Source organism: Chitinispirillales bacterium, from assembly GCA_031254455.1.
Classification (GTDB): Bacteria; Fibrobacterota; Chitinivibrionia; order Chitinivibrionales; family Chitinivibrionaceae; genus WRFX01.
Window position 1 is genome coordinate 17811 of record JAIRUI010000035.1, and the last position, 13735, is coordinate 31545.

The 13735-nt window shown below is 37.8% G+C and carries 9 protein-coding genes; 7 read left to right on the top strand and 2 right to left on the bottom strand.

The window, feature by feature from the left end; all coding sequences use genetic code 11:
• The first annotated feature begins 6 nt into the window (after positions 1 to 6).
• On the top strand, positions 7 to 852 hold the full coding sequence (locus LBH98_02615; protein MDR0303650.1) for a thioredoxin domain-containing protein: 846 nt from the start codon (positions 7 to 9) through the stop codon (positions 850 to 852).
• Here the strand turns inward: LBH98_02615 and LBH98_02620 are convergent.
• Together LBH98_02620 and LBH98_02625 are read right to left on the bottom strand one after the other, a co-directional pair.
• Positions 799 to 3387, bottom strand: coding sequence for a response regulator (locus LBH98_02620; GenBank protein ID MDR0303651.1), 2589 nt, complete (start codon positions 3385 to 3387; stop codon positions 799 to 801). The two genes, LBH98_02615 and LBH98_02620, sit on opposite strands and share 54 nt — an antisense overlap.
• A gap of 3 nt (positions 3388 to 3390) precedes the next feature.
• Positions 3391 to 6582, bottom strand: coding sequence for a response regulator (locus LBH98_02625; protein ID MDR0303652.1), 3192 nt, complete (start codon positions 6580 to 6582; stop codon positions 3391 to 3393).
• A gap of 271 nt (positions 6583 to 6853) precedes the next feature.
• On the opposite strand from LBH98_02625, the gene nrdR reads away from it, so the two are divergent.
• From nrdR to LBH98_02655, 6 genes are all read left to right on the top strand, one after another.
• A complete protein-coding gene (gene nrdR / locus LBH98_02630; protein ID MDR0303653.1) occupies positions 6854 to 7306 on the top strand; it encodes a transcriptional regulator NrdR in 453 nt (150 codons plus the stop codon).
• Positions 7303 to 8739: a D-alanyl-D-alanine carboxypeptidase/D-alanyl-D-alanine-endopeptidase gene (gene dacB, locus LBH98_02635; protein MDR0303654.1), complete on the top strand. Its 1437-nt coding sequence runs from the start codon at positions 7303 to 7305 to the stop codon at positions 8737 to 8739. The genes nrdR and dacB overlap by 4 nt, the downstream gene beginning before the upstream one ends.
• Entirely contained in the window at positions 8736 to 9584 is an 849-nt protein-coding gene (locus tag LBH98_02640; GenBank protein MDR0303655.1) for a dihydroorotate dehydrogenase electron transfer subunit, read from the top strand. Before dacB ends, LBH98_02640 begins: the two co-directional genes overlap by 4 nt.
• Before the next feature lie 90 nt (positions 9585 to 9674).
• Positions 9675 to 9956 (top strand): hypothetical protein, encoded by a 282-nt coding sequence (locus LBH98_02645; protein ID MDR0303656.1) that lies wholly within the window; start codon positions 9675 to 9677, stop codon positions 9954 to 9956.
• The gene (locus tag LBH98_02650) at positions 9892 to 11256 is read left to right on the top strand and encodes a site-specific DNA-methyltransferase (protein ID MDR0303657.1); all 1365 of its coding nucleotides are present in this window, start codon (positions 9892 to 9894) and stop codon (positions 11254 to 11256) included. Before LBH98_02645 ends, LBH98_02650 begins: the two co-directional genes overlap by 65 nt.
• A 3-nt stretch (positions 11257 to 11259) precedes the next feature.
• A complete protein-coding gene (locus tag LBH98_02655) occupies positions 11260 to 13542 on the top strand; it encodes a DEAD/DEAH box helicase family protein (protein ID MDR0303658.1) in 2283 nt (760 codons plus the stop codon).
• The last annotated feature ends 193 nt before the right edge of the window (positions 13543 to 13735 follow it).

A 13735-nucleotide genomic window follows, 5' to 3' on the forward strand; every position in this document is an offset into this window, starting at 1 on the left:
AATTAGATGAATGGAAAAAACGTGAAAGAAATTATAATGATTGTAATAATTATGGTTTTTATGTCTATAAAAACCGTGTTTGCACAGCAACTCTTTTTAAGCAATAATTTTTCCGATTCACTTTCGGCTTTACAAACAAAGAAATTAAACTCACTCACGAAAAATATTTTTTTGGGCTGTAAACATAACGATCCGCTCGGAAACGAATTACACCTGAAAATTTGTGACGCGGCAAAAAGAATTTATAATTTTGCCGCCTACTTGCTTAGAAAAGAAATCGCCGACAAAGAAATTATTGAAGAAATAAAACTGCGAAATGCGGCGTTTTTTGATACGATTGTTTACGAAACTGTTCCGTCGTCGATAAAAATTAGCGGAGATGAAAATTCTCCAGTTGAAATTACCGTGTTTATCGGCACAAATTGCCCAAATTGCAAACAAATACTCGTTCCGCTTTACGAACTGTCCAACGGGGTTCTAAAAGGAAAAATTAAAATTTCGATGAAGCCGCTTTATCGCCAATTGGGCGACATTGCGCTTGTTGCGGCAAACGAGCAAAATAAATCGTGGGAATTACTGCGTACTTACGCAGGTACAAACGATGGGATTAACGCAGATAATATTAACGATTTTTTCTACGAGGCGCGAATAGATAAAAGTCGAATTTACAAAGAAATGAGTGACACGAATAAAATTTATTCGATTCTTTCACAAAATTATGAGGAAGCCAAAAAATGTAAAATGAATTTTACCCCGCATTTGCTTTTTAACGGAATAGTTTACGAAAGCGATGCTAATTTACGCTGGATCATCGACTTTGTCGAGTGGCGGTCGTCTTCTTTTTTTCGGTAAATATTTTTTCATTTTTTCCAAAACGTCGTCAAAATCAATCGGCTTCCCTACGTGGTCGTTCATACCGATAGCAATACATTTCTCAATGTCTTCTTTGAATACGTTTGCGGTCATTGCAATTATCGGAATACTTTTGGCTTTATCAATGTTTTTCATCGCCCTTATGCGCTTGGTAGCTTCATAACCGTCCATTTCAGGCATTTGAAGATCCATAAAAATCAAATCGTATTTGTCTGAAGATTCCGCAAACATTTCAACCGCTTCCAAACCGTTTTCCGCACAGTCGATTTTCAAAAGCGTAGGCTCGAAAAGCGCAAGCAATATCTCGCAATTAACTTTCATATCTTCCGCAAGCAAAATGCTATAGCCGGTAAAAATCCCGTTGTATTTCGATAGTTCTCCGCCTGTATTCCGCTCAATTTCCAAAAATTCGTTCAAAATGTTCATAATTGCCGATGGAAACAACGGTTTTGTCAAAAATTTATTCACCCCCGCTTTCTTTGCGACTTTTTCAATGACGCCCAATTCGGCGGACGAAATCATAATCACAATCGTTTTGCCGCGGCTGACATACCCGCCTTCACGCAACTTTTCCGTCAATTTTATGCCGTCGATTTCAGGCATCCGCCAATCTACAAAATAGAAATTATAAGCGCCTTTTTTCTTCGTAATTTCAAGCGCCTCGCTACCGCTTGCTGCAATGTCGCAGCCAATTCCGAAGTTTTGCAAAATTTCCTGAAAATACATCAAGACGCCAGGATCGTCGTCCACCGCCAAAATTTTGACGTTGTTCCAATTTACACCGCGCAAATTATTTTCAAACGAGTCTTTTTCTCCACGTTTTAATTTGATTAAAAAAGAAAAAGTCGAACCTTTGCCGGGTTCAGATTTTACCCAAATTTTCCCACCCATTAACTCGACTATATTTTTGGAAATAGAAAGTCCAAGTCCTGTGCCTCCAAACTTGCGTTTAGTGTGCGCTTCGGCTTGTTGAAACGGCTGAAATAGAATTTTCTGTGTTTCAGGATTTATGCCTACACCGGTATCGCTAACTTGAATTTGTATAGTACAAATATCGTCTTCTTCACCCAAAAAGCGCGTATCCAAACGAATCAAGCCTTTTTCTGGAGTGAATTTAACCGCGTTTGAAAGCAAATTGGTTATAACCTGCGCAATACGCTGGTCGTCACCAATGAGATTTTGTGGAATAGATTTGTCTATTCGTACGGTAAATTCTTGTTGCTTTTCGCTTACTTTGAAATTTATGAAGTCCGAAATGTGCTGCAACATTTTTTCAAAAGAGAATTCTACAGGCGATAGTTCAAATTTATTCGCCTCTATTTTCGACATATCTAAAATATCGTTGATAACGCTGAGCAAATGTTTTGACGCATTTTCTATCTTTAAAAAACAGTAGTCCTTTCTTTCGATGTCGGCCGAAGTTTTTCCGATTGCGGTCATACCGATAACGGCGTTCAAAGGTGTGCGCAATTCGTGGCTCATATTGGATAGAAACGTACTTTTGTGCTTGTTTTCTATATCGGATTTGTTTTTGGCGGCATTGGTGCTAATCAAAATGGTAATAAGCACTGAGGCAAATCCAAAGCCTAGCAATCCAAGTAACAGCGCCATCTTGCTGATGTTGTAGTAGTATGAGGCTTTCGGCGTTAAAGTCCCTATGTACCAGCCGTTAGGAAGTTTTCTAAAAAAAACTATGGCGTTTTCGCCTTTCCAGGTTATTATCTTCTCTTCCGAAATTTTCTCTTTATTTATCATATCGTCCTTAAATTTTGAAAGAGGAATGATTGGATCGCTCATTTTCTTTTTAATAAATTCAGGATTGGGATGGACAATAAACGTCAAGTCCTGACTAATCAGCATACCGTGAGTTTCTTTTTCCATAGCGGTGTTGACGATTTTATTTCCTATGTAATTCATTTTCACGTCAACGCACACAACGCCCAAAAGGCCGCCTTTATCGTCATAAATACAGAGAGAATACGTCAAAATAATATCATCAATCGTTTCGTCTCCGTACGATAATGTTTCGGCGACACTGTCGCCTGCCGCTAAGGCTGCTTGGTACCAAGGGCAATCTGTCGGTGAAAAGTTATCGGGTAAAATCTCGTTGGATCCTTTAAGAACGACAGGTTTGCCAAAACAATTTTCAATATAGCCGTAAAGTCCACTGTGGAGTGATTTGCCGCCCTCGTTTAAATACATATATCGGCACATATTCATAGTATAAGTTTGAAGTTCGTCCGCGTTAACATAATGCTGTTGTATCATATTGCGAATGGTTTGAGCAAAGTCGTTCAGCATTATTTTCGATCCCAGTAAGTCATACATGGTTTGAGATTCTATAAAGTCAAGTGTGCTCTCCGCATTGCGTACCAAATTCTCTCGAACGTCTCTGCTCATAAAAGTGTAACTCAATACGACCATTGCCAAAAACGCAAGTGCCGTAAAAAACAACTGCACAATTAGAATAACGTTTGATTCCATTTCTAACACGCGTGTGCGCTTTTTAGACATTAGTCACCTTCCTTTTTTAGGTAAATATTTTTTCATTTTTTCCAAAACGTCGTCAAAATCAATAGGCTTCCCTACGTGATCGTTCATGCCGATGGCAAGACATTTCTCAATGTCTTCTTTAAATACATTCGCGGTCATTGCGATTATAGGGATGTTTTTGGCTTTATCAATGTTCATAGTTCTTATGCGCTTGGTAGCCTCATAGCCGTCCATTTCAGGCATTTGAAGATCCATGAAAATCAAATCGTATTTGTCTGAAGATTCCGCAAACATTTCAACCGCTTCCAAACCGTTTTCCGCACAGTCGATTTTCAATAGCGTCGGCTCAAAAAGCGCAAGTAAAATTTCACAATTTATTTTTACGTCTTCAACCAACAAAATATGATAATCTGCAAAAACGCCGTCCGGTTTGGACGTTTTTTCATCGGCTTGCTGTTGTTCGACACCTAAAAATTCATTTAAGACATCCATAATTTCCGAAGAGAACAGTGGTTTAGTCAAGAATTTATCAATGCCGGCTTTTTTCGCTTTTTCTTCGATGACGCCTAATTCGGCGGATGAAATCATAATTACAACAGATTTCTCGCTGTCGGCGTACCCGCTTTTTTTCAACTCGGCAATCAATTTTATACCGTCCATTTCAGGCATTTGCCAATCCAAGAAATAAATGTTATACGCACCTTTTTGTTTTGCAATTTTCAGCGCCTCTTCGCCGTTTGAGGCAGTATCGCAGTTTACTCCGTATCTTTGCAAAATTTCCTGGAAATACGTTAAAATTACAGGGTCGTCGTCAACAGCCAAAATTTTGACGTTACTCCAATTTACACCGCGCACAACACTTTTCGATTCGTCTTTACCGCACTTCAATTGAGCCGTAAAAGTAAAAGTCGAACCTTTATCGGGTTCGGATTCAAACCAAATTTCTCCATTCATTAATTCAACGACGCTTTTGGAAATGGAAAGTCCAAGCCCCGTGCCGCCAAACTTGCGCGTAGTGCTTGATTCCGCCTGTTTAAATGGATCAAACAAGGTTTCCTGCTGTTTTTTGTCGATACCGATACCCGTGTCGCTAACACGAATCTGTATAGTGCAAAAGCCGTCTTTTTCGTCAAAAAAACGTGCATCCAAGTGTATAGAACCTTTTTCCGGCGTAAATTTCACTGCGTTTGAAAGTAAATTTGTAATTATTTGCGCTAAACGCTGGTCATCGCCTACCAGTGTTTTTGGAATGAATTTGTCAATTCGCACCGTAAATTTCTGCTGCTTTTCGCTTACTCTGAAATTTATAAAATCTGCAACGCGTTTAAGCATTTTTTCAAAAGAAAATTCAACCGACGAGAGCTCAAATTTGTTTGACTCAATTTTCGACATGTCAAGAATATCGTTGATAATGCCGAGCAAATGTTTTGATGCATTCTCTATTTTTGAAAAACAATAATCCTTTCTTCCGATGTCGCAAGAGTTTTTTCCGATTGTGGTCATGCCGACTATCGAATTTATCGGAGTTCTTATTTCGTGACTCATATTAGACAAAAATTCACTCTTCGCTTTACTTGCGGCGATCGCTTTCTTTAGCGACTCTTTTGACTGCGAATTATAAAGCTCGCGCATAATAACGTTGGAAACCGCACTTGCCGCCGTGGCTGCGAACTTTATTTCGCTTTCCGTCCAAACACGGCTGGAATTGCACTGTTCTACGTTTAAAAAACCCCAAAGTTTTCCCTCAATGTAAATCGGTGATAACACGAATCCGCCTATGTCTATGCTGGCAAATTCTTTAAATTCCTCATATTCGCTTTCTGCGGCAAATTCACAAACGACAGGCGGCATAATTGCGTTAGTGTCCGACAGTTTGACAGGGAAGTATTTTGTAAAAAAATCCATAAACTTAAACGAAACGGCAAGGAGTTTCGGTGCGTCTGCCGCATACCATATGTTTTTGATGTGAACGACATTGTTTTCTCTGTCGGTGGCGACGATGACAACTCGCGATACGTTCAAACAATTCCCGATTTTTTCTATCGTGTCTCTCAAAAGTTCGTCTATCTCGGCGTTTCCGATAAGTTTTTTCATTATTTCAGACGTCACGACTTGTAATTTCAGGCGGTTGCTGAGTTGTTCGTTGACTTTTATTATTTCTTGTTCCATTTCGGCGCGAATTACGGTATTAGTGCACAAAAGTGCGGCGGAGCGCATAATTTCAACATCGCTTTCCTCAAAAAAACGCTCGTTTTGACGGTCCTCAAAAAGCACAAATCCCCAACACGAGCCGCCGATAAATATCGGTGTAAAAAACGTCGATACGCAACCCAGCGTTTTTAATGTCTCATACTCCCGTCCCGTAGTAAACCGTGCAGGAGTATTTATTTCCCCGCCGTTCGTAAAGACTTTCGCCCATTTAGGAGCAAGTTGAGCGTAAGACGCGTCTTCAAGCCCTTTTGTAGGTTTTGATGTTCCGCCCGCTTCTCTATCCCAACGATATACCTGCGCTCCATGTAATCCGTCTGATTTTATGGAATTACGCCAAACAGACACTCTGTCTAGATTCAGGGCGTCGGCAATCAATTTTATGCCCTCGGTCATTGTTATTTCAAACGATATTTCGTTTCGCGATAAGAATAAAACAGACATTTTGTTGAGAATGGTAGTCATTTTTTCACGTTTTTCAAGTTTTGCTATTGTTTCATTGGTTACATTGGTAGATTCCATCCTTATAACTGCGTTTGCGCACACTCTTGCCGCAGCGCGAAACAAATCGTTACAATCATCACAAAAACGACGTTCTTTTTTATGGTCTTGGAAAGTGATGCCTCCCCAAAATTCGCCGTGCGTAAAAATCGGCACTATTAATATCGACTTTATATTGAAACGGTTTAAAAAATTCAATTCGTCTTCAGACGCTTCGTTAAGTTGTAAATTTATACAGTCGTTTTCGGACAAAACAGAAAGCCAGCGTACCAGCATCGCGGAATGGGAAACGATTTTCATGTCTTCGTTCAAAAAAGTTGTTCCGCCCGCCGCTCTATCCCAACGATAACTTTGTCTAAGGCGCTTACCTTCATTCGTATCAAAAAAACGATAAACGACAATCCTGTCCAATTCCATCGCATCCGCTAACGGTTGAAGTCCGACACTCATTAAATCGTCGAAATTTTCTTTCTCATGTGCGACTAAAATCTCAACTTCTTTGTTCAAAGCGCTCGTAAGAACACAACGGCGCACGGCAGTGTCGTCGTTTCGAAAAGATGTTTTTTCCGGGGGAAAAAACGGTAATCTAAAAAAAATATTTGTTATTTTTTTTGAGTTCGGCATTGCAAAAACCTCATGATTTCTGAACTAAAGTTAAAGAGAAATTACTTTTTGCGCTTGTATTATAGTACTTAAATTTCTTATCCTTTTCATTTTGCGGCAAAAATTATTTTTGTATAAAAATGGTTTTGTAGTTTTGTATTTCGGGGATGCTTTTATGAAATGCCCTTATTGCTTAAATGAAGATGAAAGTCGAGTTGTGGATTCACGTTCAAGTCGTGACGGTAACGCAATTCGCCGTCGGCGTGAATGTGAAAAATGCAACAAACGCTTTACGACTTACGAATATGTAGAGAAAATGAATGTAATTGTAGTAAAACGCGATTGTCGCCGCGAGGATTTTAACATACAAAAATTGCGTAAAGGAATAGATATCGCTTGTACAAAACGTCCCATCAGTATTGACGAAATATCATCTCTTGTAGATAGAGTCGCAAAAAAAACCGAAAGTTTGAACAAAAACGAAGTGGAAAGTTCGGAAATAGGAAACATAGTTATGGATGAATTGTATCTTTTAGACCAAATCGCCTACATAAGATTCGCTTCGGTTTATCGCGATTTCAAAACGGTTGAAGAATTTGTAAAACAAATATCAACGCTGGTTCAATGAAAAAAAATACAATAATTATAATAGTTATGATTTCGGTGGGATGCACGTTTTCTGCGCAATTTGATTCGCTCGTTTTAAGCATAATAAATTCATCCGGACATAGATCGCAAAATATTGGATTTGAAGTGCGCAGAGTCCGTGACAATCAAAAAATTGCAGAGCTCAATTCCGACAGTGCGATGATTCCCGCTTCTTTGCAAAAATTATTCACCGCCGCCGCGGCTTTTGACAAATTGGGAACGATTTTTAAATCTGAAACGAAAATTTATGCGGAAAATTTTGATAAAGTTTCCGGAGAAATTAAAGGGAATATGTACATCGTCGGCGCCGGAGACCCTGGAATCTCAGCGCAGCGACTTTGGCTTATGACACAGCATCTACGCCACTGTGGAGTAAAATCAATACCTAACAAATTGGTTATAGACAATTCATATTTCGATGAAAACGCTGTCGCTCCCGGTTTTGACGAAGAGCAAAACAGCCGAGCGTATATGTCGCCGATTTCGGCTTTTGCGGTAAGTTTCAATTCAACGGGAATCGTTGTTCAACCGACAGCAGAAGGGCGAAACGCGTATGTCCATTTATTTCCGGCGCGAGAAGACGTATCTTTCAGAGGCGGCGTTGCGACCGCTACGAAGGGAAAGGATTTATCGGTTTCAACGCAGAAAAGCGCGGCAAACGAAATATCGGTTATACTTGGCGGAGCGATAAAGCCCGACGAAAAGCCGAAATATGTTTATCGCCAATCGTGGGAGCCGGTTTCAAACGCGGGTGAGAGTTTTCGGGTAGTAGCAAAAGAGTCGGGAATCAATGCTAAATTCTCTGTTGATATAGGAAAAGTCGATACGACAAAAGCGCAGTTGATTTTAGTTCACGAATCCGAACCGATTTATTTCGCCGTCGGCGGAATGTTTAAATATTCAAATAATTTTATCGCGGAAATGATATTTTTGACGCTTGCGGCGCAAACTTCAAACAGTCCGGCAAACTGGGAAACCGCCTCGCAGATTGTAGAAAAATGGTGGGAAGAAAAATTCCCACAAGGCGGTAAAATTTGTGTTGTCAACGGGTCGGGAATGGGGAATCAGAACAAATGCGGAGTCGGACAAATTGCCGATTTGCTTAACTATGCTTCAAAACAGAACTGGTTTTACGAGTATGTTTCGGGGATGCCGATTGCCGGAATCGACGGTACGCTTTCTACACGTTTCAAGAATTCCGATTTGAAAGGAAATTTACGGGCGAAAACCGGAACGCTCAACAACTTTGGCGTCAGCAGTCTGGCTGGATATTTCAACGCCAACGGCGAATTATATTCGGCGGTTTTCATAGCAAACGACAGAGCGACCGCGCAATACGCGAAATGGACTTTGAGCGACAATTTAATTTCGGGAATAAAAAAAGCGATCGAAGCAAAAAAGGAACAAAAATGAAAAGTATCGAAACGAGCATAATTGAAAACATAAAAATCGCCCAGGATTTTTATAAATTGCGTTTTTTTTGGGATAAACAATGGGGTGTTTTACAAGCGGGGAATTTTTGCGAAATAAAAGTAAATAATCTTTCTGCTCCGCTTTTGCGCCGTCCGTTTGCTTTTTCGGATTTTAACAAAAATGAAAATTTTGCCGAAATAATTTATCAAAAACGCGGAACGGCGACTCAAATATTGGTGCAAAAAAAAGGGATAGAATCGACGGTCGCTCCGATTGAAGACGAGGATACGGACGGACAGTTTTTCGTTTCGTTTGAAGACGATTTTTCTGTGGAAAAAATTCATATTATTGCGCCGCTTGGAAATTCGTTTTATTACACTTCGGACATTTCCGCAAAAAAACGGATTTTTGCAGTGGCGGGCGGAATCGGTTTGGGACCGATTTTATTTGCTGCAAAAACGGCGCCGTTTCCGGTGGAATTGATTGCCGGTTTCAAAAGTGAAAATTTGGTTCCGGGTATGGATGTTTTTTATGGAATAAAAACTAAAATTTGTACCGACGACGGCTCGGACGGATTTGCCGGAAACGTCGTCGAATATTTAAAAACCACAGACGTGAACAGTGAAGATCTGATAATCGCCTGCGGTCCCCAAACTATGCTTGAAACGTTGCACAGTTTCGCCGTCGAAAAAGGGATAGCCTGCAAAGTGTCTATGGAAGGAATGATGGCTTGCGGAGTCGGCGCTTGTATGGGTTGCGTTATTCAAACAAAAAGCAGAAAATATAAATGCGTCTGCAAAGACGGTCCGGTTTTTAACAGCGATGAATTACTTTGGGATTACTGAATTTCTAAATTTTTGGTTTTAATTCACCTAAAATACAAATAAGAATAATATTTTACATGAAAACTTTTAAGTGTATAAAAAGGATTAATAATGAGCCAAAAAGAATTTTACATTGCACGTATTGACAAAATTGCAAGGGAAAGTTTTAACGCCGAACAAAAGGCTGTCGTAAAGAAGATTATTGAAGCCACAGACGAAAAAGATTTAGACGCCGTTTGGGGGTTGGTTAGCCAACGTATAAAAATCGGTTTTACTTTTGATGAAGCGCCCGAAGTTAATCATCAAGCCGTTTCAGTTGTAAAAGAAAATGAAAGCCTGTTCGTTCACTCTCCTATCGAAAAGACGGGGGGGGGGGGGGGGGGCTCCTATTGAACACAAACTTATTATCGGCGAAAATTATGACGCGTTAAAAAATCTTTTAGTGACTTATGTTGATAGTCGAGGCAAAGGCTTAATAGACGTAATTTACATTGACCCTCCCTACAATACCGAAAAAAGTAAAGAAGAAGGTAACGACTACAAAGAAGAAGTCGAAGCGAAAAAGTTTATATATCGTGATAAATTTACCCGCGACGGCTGGCTTAATATGATGAACGAACGCCTTAAACTTGCCAAGAAATTACTTTCTGACAAAGGCGTTATATTTATTTCAATTGACGATACGGAACAAGCATATTTAAAAGTGTTATGCGATGAGATTTTTGGTGAAAGTAATTTTATTGTAGTTTTTAATTGGCAAACGACTGACGGTGCACAAGGGATACCTACGAAACAATTAGTTTCACCCAACCACGAATATGTTCTTTGCTATACAAAAGATAAAAATGCTGGCTTTAAATTTGCTGGGTTGGGTCGACAACAGGATAGTGGCTTTAAAAATCCCGACAATGATGCGAGGGGGAGATGGAAACGTCAATATTTACAAAGATTTGGGTTAGGGTTTACAGAGAAAACGATTATAGATCCCAAAACAAATATTTCATTTACTTTTGAAACTCCGTATACGCAAGACAACTTAAACGATATGATAAAAGATAATCGTATAATTTTCCCAAAACAAAAAACACAATATCCGGCATTTAAGGAATTTTTAAGTGAATATGAAAACAATAGACAAATTACAAGTAGTTTAGGACTCTATCCAACAAAATCGTTCACTGAAGAATTTAATACCATTTTTAATGGAAAACGAGTTTTCAACAATCCGAAGCCTGTTCCACTAATTAAATTCCTTATTAAACAAGCCAACAACGTAAACGCAACTATCCTTGACTTTTTCGCCGGTTCCGGCACAACAGGACAGGCGGTTATGGAATTAAACGCTGAAGACGAAGGAAACAGAAAATTTGTTTTGGTGACAAACAATGAAAATAATATTGCGACTAATATTACAAGAGAACGGCTTTACCGCGTGATAAACGGCAAAGGGAGCAAAGGTGAAAAAATTGAATGGGAATACAGCAAAGAGAAAAAATCGCTTACAAACAACACCGTTCGCGTTTTTGATATTAAAACTGAAAATTTAACGATAGCCGATGTTGAAAAGGCGGAAAGAATTAAAACAGAAGCGGAGAAAGATTTTAAGAAATTAAATGAAAAATATCAAGCAAAAGACGATCTTTATATTTATACGCAGCTTACCTCACTGAATCCATATAAAAGCGAGAAATAGCCTATGGAACTTACAAATATTCAACAAGGCAAAGTAAATGAATTGTTATTTTTATATAACCCAAGCAATAAAGTTAAGGTTGATTTCAAAGCGCCAACCGGCAGCGGCAAAACGCTAATGGCTACGACTTTTATTTCGGAGTTGATAGAACAAAACCCAAGCGATAAATTTGTGTTCGTTATTGCAACTCCGTCTTCATCTTCTTTGCCGTTATTCTTTGAGCAAAAAATAAATCAATATAAAACTGAACTTGGTTTTTCAAATTTTTTTGCTGAATATATCAAAAGTCCAAGCGACGCTAAAACAGATAAAAACGAATATATCCCTAAAATTCTGCCTGAACAAAACAAGGTTTTTATTTTTGGCAAAAGCAGTTTCGGAAAAGGGCGTATTTTATCAACTTTTCATATCGTTGATGATTTTGTAGAAGTTATAAAAGAGCAAAATTATAAACTTGTTTATATTCGTGACGAAGCCCATATCGGCGGTAAACTTGCTACTGATGAAGAAAGTAAAAATTTTGAAAGACTAATGCAAGAAGCGGCTTTTTATGTGTTTAAAATGACGGCGACGCCCGATTATAGAGATACAACCATACAAAGAGTCGTATTAAACGAAGAAGAACTTAACAATCCGTCAAAGAATGAAAATAAATATCTTCTTAAAACAAACCCTATAACTTTGCTTAACGGAGCAATGACGGACGATGATATGCTTTTGGATGCTATCAAAACATTTAAAAAAGTCAAAGAAAAATACAAAAGTTTAGAAAGTAGTGAAGTTTATATTCGCCCCGCTCTGCTTATCCAAGTGGATAACGATTCGTCAACCGACAAAGAAAAAAGCAATTTGTTTTTTGAAACGTTTGAAAAAATAAAAAAAGAACTTTCAAATAATGGAATAAGCTGGGTTAAATATTTTGGCGATGGCGACAAAGACAGCGATAGAGTTTTTAAGGATAAATTTACTCTTGCGGAAATAACCGATAAAGACAGCGATATTGATGCAATAATTTTCAAAATAGGACCGGCGACCGGTTGGGATATTCCACGAGCGTGTATGTTGTTGCAACTTCGCAATGTTTGTTCTCAAAGTTTCAATTTACAAACAATTGGCAGAATTAAAAGAAATTGCTATCCAGAACTTGAAAAAAATGATGTTACGGATAAGTATTATATCTATTCGAATGCTCCCGTTGAAAAAAATGTGTTTGTGTTCAATGCAAAAATAAAAGAAGAATTTGCAAATGAAGAATTTATGTCTATTGAAATCACTAACGAAAAAGACTGTTCGCAAAAGGTTGCGGAAGAACGGCTTAAAAAAGATATTAACGAGTATTTAGAAAACGAAAAAAGCAACTTTATACAAGAAATAAAGGCAATGATTGTAAAAGACGATAACGGTAATATTTTTTACAAGAAAATTTACCAAGTTACAGCAGGTGGAGCGCGTATTTCAAGATACGACAATGTTTATATTTTCATAAAAGAAATATTAAAATTAATAAGATCTAACCAAGACGCATTTGACAATTGTGAAAATCTCTTTAATAAATTCTGGAAAGACAACTTGAAAAATAAAAAATTATATGCAGATGTACCGCTGATTAAAGAATTTTTCTATTTGGTTTTGATTGAAAAACATATCACTAATATAAGAAATTTGATAAATAAAAATAGACAATATAAGCCAAAATATGAAGTTAAATCTTTGCCGTATAAACCGCCGGAATATGTTGAATTGTATAGCAGCGAAAATCATAAAGAAACGCTTCTCTCACAGGAATATCTTTTTGAAACAGAATATGGAGGAGTTAAAAATTCTATTCCTGTTGGACAGAATGAAACAAGTCCTGAAGTTTTTGTGTTTAAGAAATTGGAATATATGTTAAAAGGAGAAAATGTAAAAGTTTGGGGTAAGAATTTTACGTCAAGCAATGTGAACGGTGCGTATCTTGATAAATACAATAAACTTTGTCATAGTTATTTTGACTTTGTCGTAAAGTTTAATAATGATGCTTTTTTATATATAGAAGTAAAATCCGAACATGATATTGATCCTGAAAAAACAAAAACATTGCAAGGAGCGTATGAAGAATACTTTAACAAATCTTACAATCTTTTCGACAAACCTGTCGTTATAGGTATTTGGAAAGTCGATACTTCGGGAGGAAATATCAAACAAAAATCTTTTTATGACAAAGCAAAGTTTAGCGAAAACCTTGACGGTGAAACTCCTGAAAGCCTAATAAAAATCATAAGCAGTAAAAAATATCATAAATTTTAGTTATCTTTTTTAAATAATTATATACTTATTTTGTCAACTTGAATAGAAAACTAAAATACGTCCCGTTTTTACCGATATATTAGACCTCTTGCGAAATCAATAATTTTTTAATTGATTATGGATTTTTCTTGTTTGTTTTTTAAATTATATTATTTTCCACTCTATGAAATACGAAAACATAAAAAATTACTCC